Genomic DNA, 16244 nt, shown 5'->3' with positions numbered 1-16244 from the left:
CGAAAAGCGGCGACGGCAGGTTTTGCCTTTCAGTCACGAATCCTCCCGTGAGATGACGGCCGCGGGGGGATTTTTCGTTTTGGGGATGGGACGGGTTTGTCGAACAACGAAAAAAGCAGCCAGGCGGATCTCGCCGAAGACGCAAGAAAGGTGGAGCAGCGCCTGGCGGCGGTGCGCACGGCGGAAACGATTGTGCGCGAGCGCTTCCCGGACGCGGCCTTTGCCATCGTCGCGGGCTCGATCCTGCGTGGCGAGGGCACGCCGTCTTCGGATATCGATCTCGTCGTGCTGCATGAGACCCTGGAAAGCGCCTGGCGGGAAAGCTTTACGACGGACGCGTTTCCCGTCGAGGCATTCGTCCACGATTTCGAAACGCTGAACTGGTTCGTCGATCAGGATGTTGCGGGCGGCCACCCCGTGCTTCTCGACATGCTGGCGGGCGGCGCGGTGATCGGCCGGAATATCGAACGCGGCAGCAGCCTGCAGGCCGAGGCAAGCGCAGCGCTTGCGCGAGGGCCAGGCGAGATCGGCGCCGAGCGGCGCAACCTCTTGCGCTACCAGATCACCGACCTGCTCGACGACCTGAAGGACGAGCGGCCAGAGGCGGAGGTGCGGGCGATTGCTAGCGCCCTTCACCAGCCGCTGTGCGACCTAGCGCTCCTTGGACGCGGTTGCTGGTCCGGCAAGGGCAAGTGGCTGCCGCGGCTGCTGCTTCGTCTCGATCCGGAACTGGCCGGCCGATTCGACGAGGCCTTCCTCCTGGCGGCCGCGGGGCAGGCCGGTGCGCTGGTGGCACTGGCGCGCGATGAACTCGCGCTGCAGGGCGGGCCGTTGTTCGAGGGCGACCGCCGCGCCGCGCCGAGCGCAGCGCGGCGGCAGGGTGGTTTGCCGGGCTTGGTCTTTCACGTCACAAACTGAGTCAGAAAATCGCGGTATCCCGTTGTTTTTATGGAGGCGTACTGCTGGCATTTTCCGCCGGTCGTCAGAGGATTTTCGCATTGTGACGGTGTTGGAGCCGCGAGCGCGTTGACCCCGCCAAAAGAGCGTGTCGCCGGCCGGTGACGGTGTTATCGGCGGACATCGGGACAATGCGGGGTGACCGCTGCGAACGGATGAGGCAATATCATCGTTTGCGCTCGGGCATCCATCGCTTCGGTTCTGCCCGTGGTGGGCTTTCGCCCGGATGCTATGTAAAAGCCGGCCTGCGCCGAAACGGAGTTCGATCGTGAGTGTTGCCTTTACCAAGGAAGAAAGTGCCGAAACCGCTGCGGAAACACTTCTGCCTGACCGCCCGGTTTCGCCGCATCCGAACCTTGTCACGCAAGCGGGGCTGAAGGCACTGGAAGAGCAGCAGCGCGAGGCACGCGCGGCCTATGATGCGACGAGCGGGATCGACGACGTGAACGAGCGCCGGCGCCAGGCGGCCGGTCCCTTGCGCGACCTTCGCTATCTTGCCGAACGGCTGCGCACCGCCGAACTCGTCTCTGCCCCAACCTCGACCGACGTGGTCGCCTTCGGCAGCACAGTCACCTTCTGCCGCGACGACGGCCGGGTGCAGACCTACCGCATCGTCGGCGAGGACGAGGCGGATCCGAAGACCGGATCGATCTCCTATGTCTCGCCGGTGGCAAGAGTGCTGATTGGCAAGGGCGTCGGCGATGTGGCGACAGTCGGCGGGCAGGAGCTGGAGATTACAGCGATTGCGTAAGCGCTCGCCGGCGGCGGGCCACCGGCAAGCGGGAAATACGTAACGATTTCGTCGACCGATGCCGCGCTCGCGTCGGTGGCGATGCGGGCATGACCCAATTATGGAGTGAGTGAACCTGATCCGAAGCCGCCGGCCTTTCGCGAGGTGTAAGTGCGGGCACGCCACCAAACCAACATGCTGAGCATCAGCATCAAGATATCGGCCATCGGAGCGGCGACCCACACACCGGTCTCACCCCAAATGTGGGGCAAGGCCAAGGTCAGTGGAATCGCGAACAGATATGCTCGCCCCAGCGAGAGAAAAGCGGCTCGACGCGCCCTGCCTATGGCTTGCGCATAGCTGGCGGCCATCATGACCGGGCCAAAAGCGACATAGGCTGGAAGGTACAGTGGTACAATGCGTGCCACCTCCAGCCCGACAGGGGCATCAGGCACAAAAAGTCCGCCCAGCCAGCCGCGTGCACCAAACAGCAGCAGTTGCACCAGCAGGCAGTAAACTCCGCTTACGGCAAGCGAAAAATAAAGCGTCTGCTTCGCCCGCTCATCCTGCCTGGCACCGACCGCATTGCCGACAATTGCCTGCAGGGCCAGGCTCATACCCATCAGCGGCAGGAAGGCAAATGTCATCAAGCGCATCACCACCCCATATGCTGCGATCGTCATGTCGGATTGCGGCAGCTCCAGCCGTCGCAGGGTGAACAGTACCGCCGCCGAGCCGAGCGAAATACCGATGAAATTGAGGCTGCGCGGTGCCCCAAGGGCCAGCATTTCTCGCCATTCACCGTCGTATCTCAAACCGACCATCGGCAGGCCTGCTCTGCCACTCATGCGATAGACAACAACGACACCCAGCCCCAATACCTGCGCCAGGGCCGTACCCCAGGCCGACCCAGCCACTCCAAAATCAAACACCCCGATCAGCAATGCGTTGAAACCGATATTGGCGAGCGTCACCAACACGCCTGCCATAGCCATGAAGCCAACCCGCCCCTCCATGCGGAGCGCGTCGACGTGCACAGAGAGCAGAAACCCTGCCGGTGCGGTCGCAAATGAAATAGCAAGGAAAGTCCACCCCATCTCACCAAGGTGGACGTTGCCGCCCGCCGCCAAGCTGACAACATGGGCACCCAGTCCAAAAAAAGTCAGCATTGCCAGGGCAGCGACAGCAAGGGCAAGGCCCTGTGCCGAAGCGAGGGTGCCGATTGCCCCATCCATGTCTTTGGCACCTAGTCGACGTCCCAAAATGCTGGCCATGCCGATGCCGACCATGGTCGAGACAGCCAGCAACAACATTGAGATTGGAAACACTGACGTCACCGCACTCAGGGCATCAGCCCCTACGAATGCGCCGAGAAGCATGGCATCGGCCACGGTCAGCAGGCCGCTTATCGTCGTTACGACGATGATTGGCAGGCTGGTTCGAATGAAGGCGGATCGGATCGATCCACTCAAGAGTGAATTTTTCGGCTCAGCCGGCAACGACGATTGGTCGCTCATCAAAAACTCCCGTCATGGGCAAGTCGGATGATTTTGATGGGGCTCGCATTGCCATCGCTCCAACTGCCCCTAGGGGGAAATGGCGATCAGCTTGTCCAAGGCAGGGGTTAACCACTGGCGATAACGCCATGCGAGCGGCAGGTCACCCTGTGGACCTGGATGCGTCTCTATTGTCGGCTCGTTCTACTGTCAAGCGGCATGAATTGCGCCTGGGCCTATTTGAAAGACGCCAGTCAAGGTTCCGTGAAGCTCCAGCAATCACCGCTCCTTGCACGGCGAAGCGCTTGTCCGGCTGAAGCGTGATCGGGTGCCAGGGTGGTTCGAGGCGAAGATCGGGGCCGGCGCGAAGACCAGATCGATCTCCTCTGTCTCGCTGGCGGCACGCGTGCGTCCGGGCAAAGGCGTCGGCGATGTGGTGGCGGTGGGGATCGTGCGGGTGGGCGTCGCCCCGGCGTGACCTCCTGCCACTTGTTGACTCACCTGCGGTCGAACAATACCCTGCCAATTCGGTCGTTAGGCTTGTCCTCACATGACGGATCAATCTCTTCAGCGTCGCCTTGCCGCCATCGTCGTTGCCGATGTGGTGGGATATTCACGCCTGATGGAGGCTGATGAAGTCGAAACGCTGGCGAGCCTCAGGGAACTGCGTTCCGGCGTTATCGAGCCGGCCGTGATGCGCCACAACGGTCGCATCTTCAAGGCCATGGGCGACGGATTCCTGATCGAATTCGCTAGCGCTGTCGACGCGGTCGCAGCGGCATTGGAAATGCAACGGGCCACTGTTGCTGTCGGGCCTTCCGCAGACCGGCGCCTGCTTTTGCGTGTCGGCGTCAATCTGGGCGATGTCATCGACGACGGCTCGGACGTGCTCGGCGACGGCGTCAATGTCGCGGCGCGCCTGGAGACGCAGGCCGAACCGGGCGGTATCTGCATTTCGGCCAAGGTTCACGGCGAGATCGTCGGCAAGATCGGCGAGCGGTTCTTCGATGCGGGCGAACGCTACCTGAAGAACCTCACGCGCCCGGTCCACGTGTGGCATTGGCCGGATGCGCTGCAGAGCAAATTGCCGCTGCCCGAATGTCCCTCGATCGCCGTATTGCCGTTCACGAACATGAGCGGGGATGAAGCGGACGCGCCTTTCGTCGATGGCTTGACCGAAGACCTGATCACCGACCTCTCCCGCACTGCCGGCCTGTTCGTCATCGCGCGCAATTCCGTGCAGGGCTACAAGGGCAAGCCGGTCGACATCAGGCTGGTCGCCCAGGAACTCGGCGTCCGCTACGTGCTTGAGGGGAGCGCCCGACGCGCCATGGGCCGTGTGCGCATCAATGCTCAATTGATCGATGCGCTCGGCGGCCAGCACTTGTGGGCCGACCGGTTCGACAGGACGGTGGAAGATGTTTTCGAATTACAGGATGAAGTGAACGCCAAGATTGTCGAGGCCCTTGTCGGCCGGCTGACCATCCCGACGCAGCGCAAGCGGCCGAAGAACTTTGAGGCATACGAGCTGTGCGTGCGCGCCCGCTTGCTGACGGAAGAGTCGCCGCAAACCGAGCGTGAGGCCCATATGCTGCTCCAGCGGGCGGTCGAGCTCGAGCCATCCTATGCGGAGGCGGTCGGTCTGCTCGCCTACAACCGCTGGCTTGCCTGGACGCATTTCGGCGAGCCGGAAGATCCCAACCGCCGGATGGCGGTGACGCTCGCGCAGAAGGCGATCGACCTTGATCCCAACGATGCCGGCTGCCGTTACATCCTTGGGACCATTCTGGCTTATGAGCGGCGATGGGAGGAATCGGAGGCCGCCTTCGCCAAGGCGCTGGAGCTCGACCCGAACCACGCAGACACCTGGGCCGCCATGTCCGACATGTCCGTGCTCGACGGCAGGGTGGCCGACGGACTGGCGCAGATCGAAAAAGCGCTGCGCCTCAATCCCTATCCGGCCTGCTGGTATCTTTGTCATCTTGGGCAGGCGCAATACGCCGCGCGCGACTACGAGGCGGCAACCGCTACACTGCGCAGGAAAGACACCTATCGCACCAACTCACGCAAGTTCCTGGCGGCTACGCTTGCGCAGCTGGGCCACCGCGAGGAGGCGCGGCGAGAAGCAGAATTGTTCCTGATCGCCCACCCTCATTTCACGATCGGCCATTGGCTCCGCTCCCAGCCGCTGCGCGATGCAGCTGTACGAGACCATTTTGTCGACGGATTCCGAAAGGCCGGCCTGCCGGAGATGTGACAGCGGGTGGGATAATCCCGACGCGTTCGAGGACTTGCTCAACGAATATGCGCTACGCGAGAACGGCGGTCTGGATCGCAGTGCCAAGCGTCTTCGGACGCCCCACAAAACGCGTCGACCGGCCCGAGCCTCGCATGCGCCGGATCGCATGTTTCGCCCGCCGCACGCGACCTATGGCACGTGTTGCATGATGATTTGCGTGTGCAGCATCGGCGCTTCGGCTCCGAAATAGCTCTCCAGCAGCGGCAGAAACTCGTCCGAAAGGTAGAAATCCGTGAGCGCGCGGTCTGCCAGCAGACGGAAGTCGGCGTCGTTGCGGCGCAACGCGATCGCGTAGGGTTCATGCGTGATCAGGCGATCGCCGACCGATAGCGAGGATGGATCGCGCGCCCGCTTGGCAAGGTTGATGAGCAGCACCTGATCGGCGATATAGGCATCGATCCGGCGGTCCTCCAGCGCCTGGAGCCCGTCCTCATGCGTGTTGAAATCGGCAAGCTTTGTTGTCGATTCCTGGGTTGCGAGTTGCTCGCGAAGCGTCCCTGCCGTCGTCGTGTTGGCGCGCATACCGATGACGTTTGTGGCAGCGCGCTCGCTGACGGCGTGAATGGCCGGTTCGGTGCGAAAGAGTGCCTGCAGGTAGCTGGGCGAATCCTTGCGCAGCAGCGCGCTCGCCCCGGTGAGGAAGATCGGTTGTGAGAAATCGACGATTTCCCGCCTCTTCAAGTTCACGGTGATGGAACCGCACAGCAAGTCGATATCTTCATTCTCAACTGCATCGAAGCCGCCGGCGAGCGTCATCTCGACAAACTCGCGTTTCAGTTGCGGAGATTGATGTTCGATCTCGTCAGCAATCTTGCGGCACAGGTCGATGGCATATCCCACCGGCTCGGCACCCGGCTGGGCGGAGGAGAATGGCGCTTGATCAGAGATGTAACCGATACGTACGGTTCCGCGCTTCGTAATGGTGTCGAGCGTTGCGGCGGCGGTCGCCAAGGCCGAAAAGCAAAGGGCGAGGCTCACGAGCAGAAACCGTCTCATGCGCTTGGCCATGCGTGTCTGAGGGGCACCTGCATGATCCCTGTCTCCGGTAACGGTGTCGATCTCAAAGGCGTGCGCGCAGCTTATGGGCTGTCCCTCATATGTCAACAGAAGACACATGGCGTCATTCACCGGCATAGCCACCATGGCAAGGTCCGCTGGCCCACACACCATCGTCATGTGGATGGCGGGAGCACATCGAGACCCGTTGCGCACGCGGGAGGGCCATGGGGCAGCAGGTATTGCCGCTCTGCAGCAGTCGCCCAGAGGCGGCGCGGCCTCATGTAATCGACATCGCAGACGATGAGCGTTTCGCCAAGGCGTTAACGCCAGCCACTGGCAAGGCGATCCCTCCTCACGCCACCCCCGGCCAAATCATCCTCGACATTTGCGGCTCAATGCCTAATCTCCGCGGCACTTCAGTCATGGAATTGCTTGATGTCCCTTAGACTTGCCACCTTCAATATTGAAAATCTCATGAGCCGCTTCGATTTTTCCGGCTTTCGCAATCAGCTCAAGCAGGATCGGGTGCTGAGGCTCTTCGAGGTGAAGAGCGAGGCAGAGTATCAGCGGCTGGAAGAGGCGCGCACGATCGCCCATACGGACGATACGCGGCAGATGTCGGCGCTCGCGATTGCCGATTGCGATGCGGATATTCTCTGCCTGCAGGAGGCCGACAACATGGCGTCGCTGCAGGCGTTCGAATACAACTATCTCTTCCGCATGGTCGGCAACGGCTATCGCCAGAAATACCTGATCGAGGGCAATGATTCGCGTGGGATCGATGTGGCGGTTCTGATGCGCGAGGAGACGCGCGACGGCCAGCCGATCGAGTGCCTCGAGGTGAAAAGCCACGCGGGGCTGACCTATGCGGATCTCGATATCTTCAACGATGCGCTCGCTTCCTCCAACCGGCCGACCGACCGGATCTTCAAGCGCGACTGCCTGGAGCTGGATCTGCGCATCGGCGGGCGGCCGCTGACGCTCTATGTGGTGCATTTCAAATCCATGGGCCCGGCGCGCGACGGGATGGACGGGCGCCAGGCGACGATGCCGGTGCGCGTGGCGGAAGCGAAAGCCGTGCGCCACATCATCGAAAGCCGCTTCGGCCGCGGGCACACGGCCGACAAGATGTTCGCGATCTGCGGCGACATGAACGATTACCAGGAGAAGGTCGACATTCTCGGCGACCGCCGCAACGGCTACGAGTTCGTGCCGCGCGAGGAAGAGCAAAGCGCGCTCGACGCGCTGACGGCGGACGGTTTCGTCGAGAACCCGATGCTGCGCCGGCCAGTGCTCGACCGCTGGACGCTGTTTCACAGCCGCGGGCCGCAGGAGCGGCACCTCTGCCAGCTCGACTATATCTGGCTGTCGCCAGCCCTTGCCCGGCGCAACGCATCCCAGGTGCCGGAAATCATCCGCGGCGGCCAGCCCTTCCGCACGATCTTTCCGCCGGGACAGGAGGTGGAGCGCTATCCGCGCACCGGCTGGGACCGGCCGAAGGCATCGGACCATTGCCCCGTGGCGATGACGCTGGACGTGTGACGATGGCAATCCTCGAAAGCAACACGGCTGAATGGCCTGACGAAGGCGAAATCCTGCCGATCTCGGGCGTCGATATCCGCGTCAAGGACAGTCCGCACCCTTTCCATCTGGATCAGGTGGGGGCCGCCCAGGAAAACTGGCGGGCGGAAATCGCCGCCAACCCGCACCTCTTCGACGGGCGCATGGTGCTGCAGCGGGCGCTTCGCATCGAGCACGGCCGCGTGGTGGGCGAGGGGCACGTGGTGCCCTATTCGACCTTCCTGTGGTGGCGAAAGACGCGCACGGACGCCGCCTTCCACCTGTTCGCCATGCCGGTGATTGTGTCTTCCGATGGCGCGCTGATCCTCGTGCGCATGGGCTCGCACACGGCCAATCCGGCCCGGGTCTACAGCCCCTCAGGCTCGCTGGAGCCTGATGACATCGTCGACGGGCGCTGCGATATCGCCGGCAATATCCGTCGGGAGGCGCTTGAGGAGACCGGCATCGACCTCGGCGCGGCAACTGCCGAGCCTGGCTACCACGTGCTCCATATGGGGCGGGCGGTGACGGTGTTCCGGCTCTACCGCGTGGCGGAGACGGCCGAAGCGCTGGTCGAAAAGGTGGCAGCCCATATCGCCGACGATCCGGAGCCTGAGATCGACGAGGCGATTGCCATCTGGGGGCCGGACCCGGGTGCGCACAATTATCCGCCGTTCATTTTGCCGATCCTTACCTGGCTGTTCGACGGCAAGCGGTGATCCCGCGCGGCAGCGCGTGATGACACGGAGCGTGGCCGCAGCGTGTTGCTGCGGCACCTGCAGCGCTCTGGAAACGTCGCCGTGAGCTTTGCGGCGCGTTCGGCAGGGCGTAAAAGTCCCCGGGCATGCGCATGCGACGCGCGGATGGCGGCCAATGATCGAAAATCGCAGGCGCTGTTGCCCCAACAGGCGCCGCTTTTCAAGCGGAAGATTAGGCTTCTAGGCTAACTTTGCAGCGTTCAGCCGTTCATAACGGCCGGGCCAAAACCTGCAGACTATGCTGCTTCATGCCGATTGCGACCGGCCCTGCGGTTCGAACCAGCGTGAAGCCCTGACCTTGCCAGAAGCAAAGTCCGGCCACGTTCTCGGCGAAGACGGCGAGTTCCACGCGGTCGGCCCCTTGCGTCTTCAGCCACCCGAAGAAATCGCCGCACAGGGCTTTCGCCACGCCTTGCCCGCGAAGGGCCGGGTCGATCATCAGAAGCGCGATCCACCAGGATTTCTCCTGCGGATAATCGCGGTCGCAGGCGAGCATGCCGGCGAGCGCGCCGGTGGCTGACTTCAAGCCGAAGACGAATTTGTCGGCAGCGGTTCGTCCGGGCGGAAAGCTTCGAAATTCCTCCAGCGCCACGGCGGCGTCCGGCGGGTGGCCGCGTTCCAGCACCACATAGTCCTGACAGCTATGAAAAAGCGGCATCAACCGCGACGCATCCGCTTCGATCAGCCCTTCGATTTCATAGCCTGGGAGCGAAAGCGGGAATGTCGTGGTCTTGTCCATGGCCGGCACCATACATGCCAAAGGCAACGGCACAATCAGTATTGATTTCGCCCGGCAGGGTCTCGCCGCTCACGTGCTGCTCTTTCACCTGGATGGCCACAGCAAGGCGCCGATGCTTCGGCCCAGCCGTCAGGCCTCGATCTTGCGTGCGATCGCGATTTTCGGATTGCGGAAGCCCATGGCGATCCAGGCCCAGAGCAGCTTGGCGTAGAACGACACGGTATGGGTCTTCAGGTTGGGAATGTCCTTCGGCAGCCTCGAAGCATCGGGCAGGTCGCCGACCATGGTGCGCAGCGCTGCCTTCGGGCGCGTTGCCTGGGGCCAGAGGTGCAGGTAGAGGCTCAGCCAATGGGCGCCCTTCATCTCCAGAAAGACCGGCGTGTTGCAGCAGGTGGCGATGACGCGGCGTGAGCCGGCGTCGGGGGAGAGCCGGAATTCGCTTAAGGTTTCCTCACCGGAGATAATCGTGATCCGGTCCTTGCGATATTCGGCGGAAGGGGTGGCCTCGTAGGAGGTCAGGATGTTGCGGGCGCCGGGCAGGGTCGAGAGGCGGGTGGCCGCCGCCCGGCAGCTGTCGCACAGGCATTCCGACACGAGGATCGGCGCGCCCTGCACCTTGAGCCGCGTCTGTCCGCAGGCGCATCCGATATGGGTGGTATCGCTCATGTCGCATCCTCCTCAGGTGACGTGAAACAGGTGCCGGATATAGCGGTCGAGATGGTCGAGGCTTTCGCGTGCAAGCGCGGGATCGTTGCCAGCCTTGGCGAGCACGAAGCCGCCCTGGATGACGGCCTGCGTGTGCCGGGCGAGGCTTTCGGCCGTCCAGTCATCGGCAACGCCGCGGTCGAGGCGCGCTGCCTCGATATCGACGACCAGCGTATCGGTGTGGCCAAAGATGCTGCGGCCGCAGGCATCGCGAATGTCGGGTGCGCTGGCATAGACCTCCTGCGCCAGGGTGCCGACCAGGCAGGTGAATTCGGCAATCTCGCCGAGGATGATCGCCTTGCGGAACGCGACATAGGCGAGAACACGCGCCAATGGGTCGGGCGGCGCGTGATACGACGCGGCGGCGAAGAAGTCGGTCGTCGTTTCCGCCCAGAAATCGGCGACCGCGACGCCGAGCGCGTCCTTGCTGGCGAAATGATGGAAGAACGCGCCCTTTGTGACGTCGGCCGCGCGGCAGAGATCCTCGACGCTGGTGGCGGCAAAGCCTTTGGCGCGGATGATGTCGCGCGCCGCCTCGAGAAGCCGGTGCCGGGCGTTGCCGCGTTCGGGTGATTGTTTGGTCGGTCTGGGCATGTGGAAAACATACCATACGGTTGGTATGTGTCAAATGTTTGATTCTTATGAGCGATCAGTCGGGCGAAGGCAGCGGTGTCGATGCAACCGCGAGATTGGTGTTCGCGCCATCGAAGCGGCGCGGTCAGTCAGGGCTGTGCAGCCTGGGACGGTCCGCAGGGTTCAAGGGGCGAGGGATAAATGCTTGAATCGATTCAGAGAATTACATGGCGTCTTTAATGCAACGCAGCATGTTTTCGAGTTCTGCCGCGGCAACAAGCGACGGCGGCTTGGCGGGCGCCGAAGGGCGGTTTTGCACCGGGCCGATCATGCGGCCTGACGGCTCAGGTTTCCCGGGCCCTCAGTCCCCGGCAGCGTCGGCGACGGGAAGGCCAAGGTCCTGCCATTGGTCACGGGGGATCGCGTCGCCGACCTTGAACGCGAAGCCGACGACGGAATTGCCGTCCGCAGCGACCTCGCAGGAATAGGCGATGCGCCACCATTGCCGCTCGCTGCGAAACGCCCCGCCATTGGCCTTCAACACCCCACCTGACAATCGCACGCCTGAAAAGGCATAGGCGACGAGGAAGTCCGGATCGAAGTCCGCTTTCCAACGGTGAACCTGCTCCATCGCTTCCAGATTGCAGAGCTGCACTACCCGCTCTTCAGGTGCCAGCTGCGCCAGACCCTTGCGCGCCTGTCGGCTGCGCGGCGAAGCCAGGATGCCGGCGGAATAGAGCGTGTCGGCGTGCACCATGCCCAGCGGCTGCGGCTGCCGCGTGGGTGTGGCTGCGGCGCGGCGCTGAGCGTTGCTATCGGGGTGCGCTTTCGGTTCCGCGTGCTGCGTTTCTCTCATGGGCTGGCTCGCCTCGGCGGGGCGCGACGGTATCAGCGTCTCCTTCTGCGGCATTTCGGCCAGGATTTCGACGTCGATGCTGCCTTCTGCGTGAGGTGGCGGCATCGACTTGGGGGGAAGGCGCGAGAGCGCCGTGAAGGCGAGGGCGTGCAGCATCAGTGCGAGCGCCAACGCGCCCCAGATCGTCCGGTCATCCGTCCGCTGCATCGCTTGCCGCATTGCCTAAGCCACGGTGTCCAGGGTCGGTCTCATGCGGCGTGCTTCTTGCTCCCGGCTGAATGGATGTCGTGGCCCGAGCCCAAGGCATTGTTCGGGCGGCAGGCGATAGATCAACACCAAATCCGCGTCGCGGTCGAGCCTTGCGAACAGCAGCGATCACATTCCCGTCACCGGCAGGCGGAGGGACCGGTCGATTGTACCGCTCAGGCGTCGCGAGAAGCCAATGGCGGCAACGCTTTCGGCCGGGTGCGGCAGCGGTATCCCGATAGCGAACGGCGCCGCGCGGGATGGCGTTTTTGCGCTTGCCGCCCGGCCGATGGCATTGCAAGTTCGTGGCCGGAGTATATGCGCAAGGGGAAATAAATGCCGCTCAGCTACGCGATCTACGATGTCTTCACGCAGAACCGGCTGGAGGGCAATCCGCTGGCCGTCGTCTTCGGGGCGGATGCGCTCGACGATCAGGCGATGCAGACGATCGCGCAGGAATTCAACCTTTCGGAGACGGTGTTCATCCGGAGGCCCGGGGGCGCTGCGCACACGGCGCGGCTGCGCATCTTCACGCCCGGGCATGAGCTTCCCTTCGCCGGGCACCCGACGGTCGGCGCGGCCGTGGCGATCGCCGAGGCAGCGCATGGCACATCGCAGGAGAATGCCGATCTGGTGCAGGTGCTGGAGGAAAAGGTGGGGCCGGTGCGTTGCGCCGTGCGCATCAAGCCCGGCGAGGCGAGCTTTGCCGAATTCGACCTGCCGCGCAAATCGGCGCGGCTCGACGCCCGCTTCGACAAACAAGCGCTGGCCGATGCGCTGAGCCTGAAGACTTCGCAGATCGGCTTCGAGAATCATGCGCCGTCTTTCTGGAGCGCCGGCTCGCCGTTCGTCATGGTGCCGCTGCACGATGTCTCCGCCGTCGCCAACGTCGAGTTCGACCCGCAGCGTTGGGAGCAGCTGGCACCGCTTGCCGAAGGTCGGCTGGCATCGGCCTATCTCTACTGTCGCGGCGGCATCAATCACACGGCGCGGTTCCACACCCGCATGTTCAAGTCTGACATGGGCATTTTCGAGGACCCGGCAACGGGGTCTGCTGCCGCAGCCCTTTCCGGCGCCATCCACCATTTTGACCAGCTGGTCGATGGTCACCATCCCTTCCTGATCGAGCAGGGGGTGGAAATGGGTCGGCCGTCCTACATCCACCTGCATCTCGATGTGGCGGGCGGCCGGATCAACTCGGCGCGCATCGGCGGCCATGCGGTGAAGATCGCCGCCGGCGAACTTTTGCTCTGACGCGGCGCATGCGGCCGCAGGCAGATATCAGCCTGGCTGTGGCGTGGCGGTCAAATATTGGCAAGGAGGGCGTGTCGATTCAGTGAGTTGGCCGCCAGCGTCCCGGGCGCAACGCGCCAGGGGTGCGGCAGACGCCTGTGGAAAAGCCGGCTTTCCGGGCCGCTGGAATTTTTTCTCAGAAATTTTGCAATCGACGCTAGACAAGGTGAGGGAACGCCTTTATACGCCCCTCCAGACCGCAGCGGCAAACGCCGAGGCGGTCCGGATGGGTGATTAGCTCAGTTGGTAGAGCAGCTGACTCTTAATCAGCGGGTCCACGGTTCGAGCCCGTGATCACCCACCAAAACAACGACTTGGCGGGACTTATATCAGCCTCGCATTAACTTCAAGATCGACTTCTTGTAACGCTCCTTGGCGACACACAGCGAAGCGGTCTGGATGGGTGATTAGCTCAGTTGGTAGAGCAGCTGACTCTTAATCAGCGGGTCCACGGTTCGAGCCCGTGATCACCCACCAAAACTTCTTGAAAACGCTGACTAAATTCCAATTTTTCTGCTCTGTAAAACGTTGCCAGTTTCCAACAATTTGGAAACGGTTTCCAATTCATGTTCCGGTCTTGTTTCGGAAAGCAGCCGGTTCAATCTCGCTCCAGCGAGCCTCCATAAGCTTCATTGCATCCTTCGCCCATGACCGCAGTGCGACCTCTCGGCCGTAGTCCTGAACCATCTGCGCCGACATGCTGCAGATCGCCCCGACCTGGTTCTCGGTGCAACCGACCTCCAACAGATTGATCACCGCATTTTTGCGCAGACCGTGGAAGACGATCCGCTCTTCGTGGAACACACACACGACGCAATGCTAAAGCCATCCGGCTAAAGCAAAAACGAGTCACGGAGTCCCGAACTAAGTCCCGAACAGGATGACTGGAGAGCCTTCAACCACCTGCGCTACGAGGGCCGCGCAAAAATAGCCCGCTCTCCGGGGGGCAAGGGATCGTGGGTTCGAATCCCATCGTTAGAAGTCGTTTTCACTCAGTGATTGATGCTCTTGACGCTACAACCCCCGCCCTGTCACAGGTGCGCAAATGTGCACTCTGTCGAGAGAAATGCGGAGAGAGATGAGCGAACGAGGAAATGCGCCAGGTCAATCGCTTGGCAAGACGGGGATCGTAATTGGGATCTGGGCGGCAGCTGGAGCTTTGCCTCTATTGGCCAAGATGTTTGGCATTCAATTCTTGCCGTCGACGGAGTGGCTGAACCGCACATTCCTTGTCGGCATTTGTGCCGGAGTGTTTTCTGGTGGCGGCGCAGTGTGGATCGTCGCCAGAAGATTGTCCTCGATTCCGGGCGGGGGCGAGGTCAGAAAGGCGGTTGCGGTGATTGGCGCTCCGTTTCTTGGCTATTTTGTCGGGAGGCACGCTGTCGTCTACGCTGGTCCGATGATCATTGCCTTAGTCGCAGGGGCGCAAGTCGAGCTTTCTTTTACCGTTGCAGATGCCAACCGGCACTATTCCAGTCGATGCCCATCGTCGATCGAGCTGCAGGGCTTTCCGATCATATTCAACCGCCTGTGTGGTGTTCCGGAGGAGGTAAGACGCAATCTCTCCTCAGGTAAAGAGATCATAGTCAGCGGCCGCGGAACCGGTTTAGGCGTTTACGTTGACAGACTCCGTCCAGGCGACTGGACAGTAGCGCCGCTGCTAAGATCGCTTTAAATGAAAGTCAGAGACGGTTTCCAATTCCCGATATGTTCCGACATTTTCCGACAATCCTTCTGACATTTTCGACTTCGCTTTGTCGGAAAAGTCGGACAGCGTTTCGCGATCGTTGGCTCCCCAAACGAATTGCTGTTCTTGCCGTGATCTGTTGACGACCGCAGAGGTCGCGATACCCCCGTCGGGGAGGATCGCACATGTGCGGACGTGTCTATCTGAAGACCAATCTTGAAGGAATTTTGCCGGCGTTTTCGTTTGCGAAACGAGAGGGAGCGGAAGGTTTGGCAAATCAGTTGCCACGGTTCAACGGAGCGCCATCACAATATGATCCGATCATCATTCGAGACGTGATCCGCGTTGAATGAACCGCCTGGTTAAGGGTTGGCCAGCCTACGTTCGCCGCTGCGAACAATCTGCCGAAGAGATTATTGGCCCGTCACTTAGCGCCGTTTTTTGAGAGCCTGGTGGCAATGGGTCACGTAGCGATAGGTGTTGATGAACATCGACACATCGACCCTTTTGCCTCGACAACTTTTCGGCGATTTGCTTCATTCCCTCAATCTTGACGGGGGAGAATCATGAAGCTTCATATTGCTGCGGCACTCGCCGCCGCCATCGGCCTGTCTGGCTGCGTGTCCAACGAACCGGCGACCGGGAAGGCCGCGGAGAAGCTTACGCAAACATGTAAGAACTATGGCTTCAAGCCGGGAACGGATGCCTTTGCGTCCTGTTATTTGCAGCTCGATCAGAAGCGTATCGAGGATAACAACAAGACCGCAATGGCGATCAGCGGCACCCTCAGCAACATGGGCGACAATATGCGGCAGAATTCCAGCTCAAGCCGATCGACCACCTGCACGTCGACACCGCAAAGCACGTGGGTGGGTGGGCCCGTCAGCCACGTCAGCACGACCTGTTATTGATTGTTGCCTTCCATAGGCGGCGACCGTTTCTTCGGCGCAGAGAGCGTGCCAGTCAGCCGGACGGAGAGCTCGGTACGGCAGTGGGAACCGATTGTCTATTTGTGCTCGTGATGAGCCCCGCCTTGCGCGGTGTGGAGATGCTGCTCCTCGGGTTGGGCCCGCAATTCGTTAATCTGCGCCGTCCTGGTGGCCAGATACGAGATGAGGTCCGATGCGTCGCTCGCCGACAGGCCGAGGTTTGGCATGCGGACGCCTTTGTATTTCGCCTCGAGCTCGGCGAGGGTCGGGTCTTTCTTTGCGCGCAGTCTGGCCGGATGCATGATCATCTCCGACAACCACAGGCGATCACGCCTGTCCGTGACGCCGAGGAGATCGGGACCGATGTGATCGGTGACGCCCACGGTGTGGCAAGGCGCGCAGATCTTCTTGAACAGA

General features: G+C 62.0%; 16 protein-coding genes, 2 tRNA genes and 1 pseudogene. 11 read left to right on the top strand and 8 right to left on the bottom strand.

Annotation, left to right across the window (positions count from 1 at the left end):
• Window positions 1–96: 96 nt before the first annotated feature.
• Together AC1Q80_RS10450 and greA are read left to right on the top strand one after the other, a co-directional pair.
• Window positions 97–918 carry a nucleotidyltransferase domain-containing protein gene (locus AC1Q80_RS10450; protein ID WP_234941872.1) on the top strand — a complete coding sequence of 274 codons (822 nt, stop codon included), beginning with the start codon at window positions 97–99 and terminating at the stop codon, window positions 916–918.
• A 307-nt stretch (window positions 919–1225) separates the two neighbouring features.
• On the top strand, window positions 1226–1708 hold the full coding sequence (greA, locus tag AC1Q80_RS10445; RefSeq protein ID WP_492360386.1) for a transcription elongation factor GreA: 483 nt from the start codon (window positions 1226–1228) through the stop codon (window positions 1706–1708).
• A gap of 98 nt (window positions 1709–1806) precedes the next feature.
• On the opposite strand, the gene AC1Q80_RS10440 is transcribed toward greA, so the two are convergent.
• Window positions 1807–3204: an MATE family efflux transporter gene (locus tag AC1Q80_RS10440; RefSeq protein ID WP_492360385.1), complete on the bottom strand. Its 1398-nt coding sequence runs from the start codon at window positions 3202–3204 to the stop codon at window positions 1807–1809.
• Between the two features lie 529 nt (window positions 3205–3733).
• Here AC1Q80_RS10440 and AC1Q80_RS10435 point away from each other — a divergent pair.
• Window positions 3734–5440 carry an adenylate/guanylate cyclase domain-containing protein gene (locus AC1Q80_RS10435; protein ID WP_492360384.1) on the top strand — a complete coding sequence of 569 codons (1707 nt, stop codon included), beginning with the start codon at window positions 3734–3736 and terminating at the stop codon, window positions 5438–5440.
• 171 nt (window positions 5441–5611) lie between these two features.
• Here AC1Q80_RS10435 and AC1Q80_RS10430 read toward each other — a convergent pair whose 3' ends face one another.
• Window positions 5612–6490 carry an amino acid ABC transporter substrate-binding protein gene (locus tag AC1Q80_RS10430; RefSeq protein WP_492360786.1) on the bottom strand — a complete coding sequence of 293 codons (879 nt, stop codon included), beginning with the start codon at window positions 6488–6490 and terminating at the stop codon, window positions 5612–5614.
• Window positions 6491–6916: 426 nt separating this feature from the next.
• On the opposite strand from AC1Q80_RS10430, the gene AC1Q80_RS10425 reads away from it, so the two are divergent.
• Together AC1Q80_RS10425 and AC1Q80_RS10420 are read left to right on the top strand one after the other, a co-directional pair.
• On the top strand, window positions 6917–8023 hold the full coding sequence (locus AC1Q80_RS10425) for an endonuclease/exonuclease/phosphatase family protein (RefSeq protein WP_173420405.1): 1107 nt from the start codon (window positions 6917–6919) through the stop codon (window positions 8021–8023).
• Between the two features lie 2 nt (window positions 8024–8025).
• The gene (locus AC1Q80_RS10420; protein ID WP_492360383.1) at window positions 8026–8760 is read left to right on the top strand and encodes an NUDIX hydrolase; all 735 of its coding nucleotides are present in this window, start codon (window positions 8026–8028) and stop codon (window positions 8758–8760) included.
• 247 nt (window positions 8761–9007) lie between these two features.
• On the opposite strand, the gene AC1Q80_RS10415 is transcribed toward AC1Q80_RS10420, so the two are convergent.
• From AC1Q80_RS10415 to AC1Q80_RS10400, 4 genes are all read right to left on the bottom strand, one after another.
• The gene (locus tag AC1Q80_RS10415) at window positions 9008–9538 is read right to left on the bottom strand and encodes a GNAT family N-acetyltransferase (RefSeq protein WP_492360382.1); all 531 of its coding nucleotides are present in this window, start codon (window positions 9536–9538) and stop codon (window positions 9008–9010) included.
• A 129-nt stretch (window positions 9539–9667) separates the two neighbouring features.
• Complete coding sequence (locus AC1Q80_RS10410; protein ID WP_492360381.1) at window positions 9668–10204, bottom strand: GFA family protein; 537 nt, start codon at window positions 10202–10204, stop codon at window positions 9668–9670.
• 12 nt (window positions 10205–10216) lie between these two features.
• Window positions 10217–10837 carry a TetR/AcrR family transcriptional regulator gene (locus AC1Q80_RS10405; protein ID WP_492360380.1) on the bottom strand — a complete coding sequence of 207 codons (621 nt, stop codon included), beginning with the start codon at window positions 10835–10837 and terminating at the stop codon, window positions 10217–10219.
• A 340-nt stretch (window positions 10838–11177) separates the two neighbouring features.
• Window positions 11178–11879 carry a DUF930 domain-containing protein gene (locus AC1Q80_RS10400; RefSeq protein WP_234902807.1) on the bottom strand — a complete coding sequence of 234 codons (702 nt, stop codon included), beginning with the start codon at window positions 11877–11879 and terminating at the stop codon, window positions 11178–11180.
• Between the two features lie 375 nt (window positions 11880–12254).
• Between AC1Q80_RS10400 and AC1Q80_RS10395 the strand changes: the two genes are divergently transcribed.
• From AC1Q80_RS10395 to AC1Q80_RS10385, 3 genes are all read left to right on the top strand, one after another.
• Window positions 12255–13172: a PhzF family phenazine biosynthesis protein gene (locus AC1Q80_RS10395; protein ID WP_173420401.1), complete on the top strand. Its 918-nt coding sequence runs from the start codon at window positions 12255–12257 to the stop codon at window positions 13170–13172.
• 267 nt (window positions 13173–13439) lie between these two features.
• Window positions 13440–13515: transfer RNA gene (locus AC1Q80_RS10390), tRNA-Lys, on the top strand.
• Between the two features lie 97 nt (window positions 13516–13612).
• Window positions 13613–13688 (top strand) — tRNA-Lys (locus tag AC1Q80_RS10385).
• 87 nt (window positions 13689–13775) lie between these two features.
• Here the strand turns inward: AC1Q80_RS10385 and AC1Q80_RS10380 are convergent.
• Window positions 13776–14012 (bottom strand): annotated as a pseudogene (locus AC1Q80_RS10380) (hypothetical protein); the annotation flags it as partial.
• A 277-nt stretch (window positions 14013–14289) separates the two neighbouring features.
• Here AC1Q80_RS10380 and AC1Q80_RS10375 point away from each other — a divergent pair.
• From AC1Q80_RS10375 to AC1Q80_RS10365, 3 genes are all read left to right on the top strand, one after another.
• A complete protein-coding gene (locus AC1Q80_RS10375) occupies window positions 14290–14886 on the top strand; it encodes a hypothetical protein (protein ID WP_492360379.1) in 597 nt (198 codons plus the stop codon).
• A gap of 197 nt (window positions 14887–15083) precedes the next feature.
• Window positions 15084–15251 carry a hypothetical protein gene (locus AC1Q80_RS10370; protein ID WP_492360378.1) on the top strand — a complete coding sequence of 56 codons (168 nt, stop codon included), beginning with the start codon at window positions 15084–15086 and terminating at the stop codon, window positions 15249–15251.
• Between the two features lie 213 nt (window positions 15252–15464).
• The gene (locus AC1Q80_RS10365; protein ID WP_492360377.1) at window positions 15465–15809 is read left to right on the top strand and encodes a hypothetical protein; all 345 of its coding nucleotides are present in this window, start codon (window positions 15465–15467) and stop codon (window positions 15807–15809) included.
• A gap of 95 nt (window positions 15810–15904) precedes the next feature.
• On the opposite strand, the gene AC1Q80_RS10360 is transcribed toward AC1Q80_RS10365, so the two are convergent.
• Window positions 15905–16244: c-type cytochrome (locus AC1Q80_RS10360; RefSeq protein ID WP_492360376.1), on the bottom strand; the 340-nt coding region annotated here is incomplete at its 5' end.

The sequence above is a fragment of the Ensifer sp. GW823-FHT05D09 genome (assembly GCF_058795755.1).
Note: the sequence above shows the minus strand (reverse complement) of the source record. Positions and strands in the feature narration are given on the sequence as shown.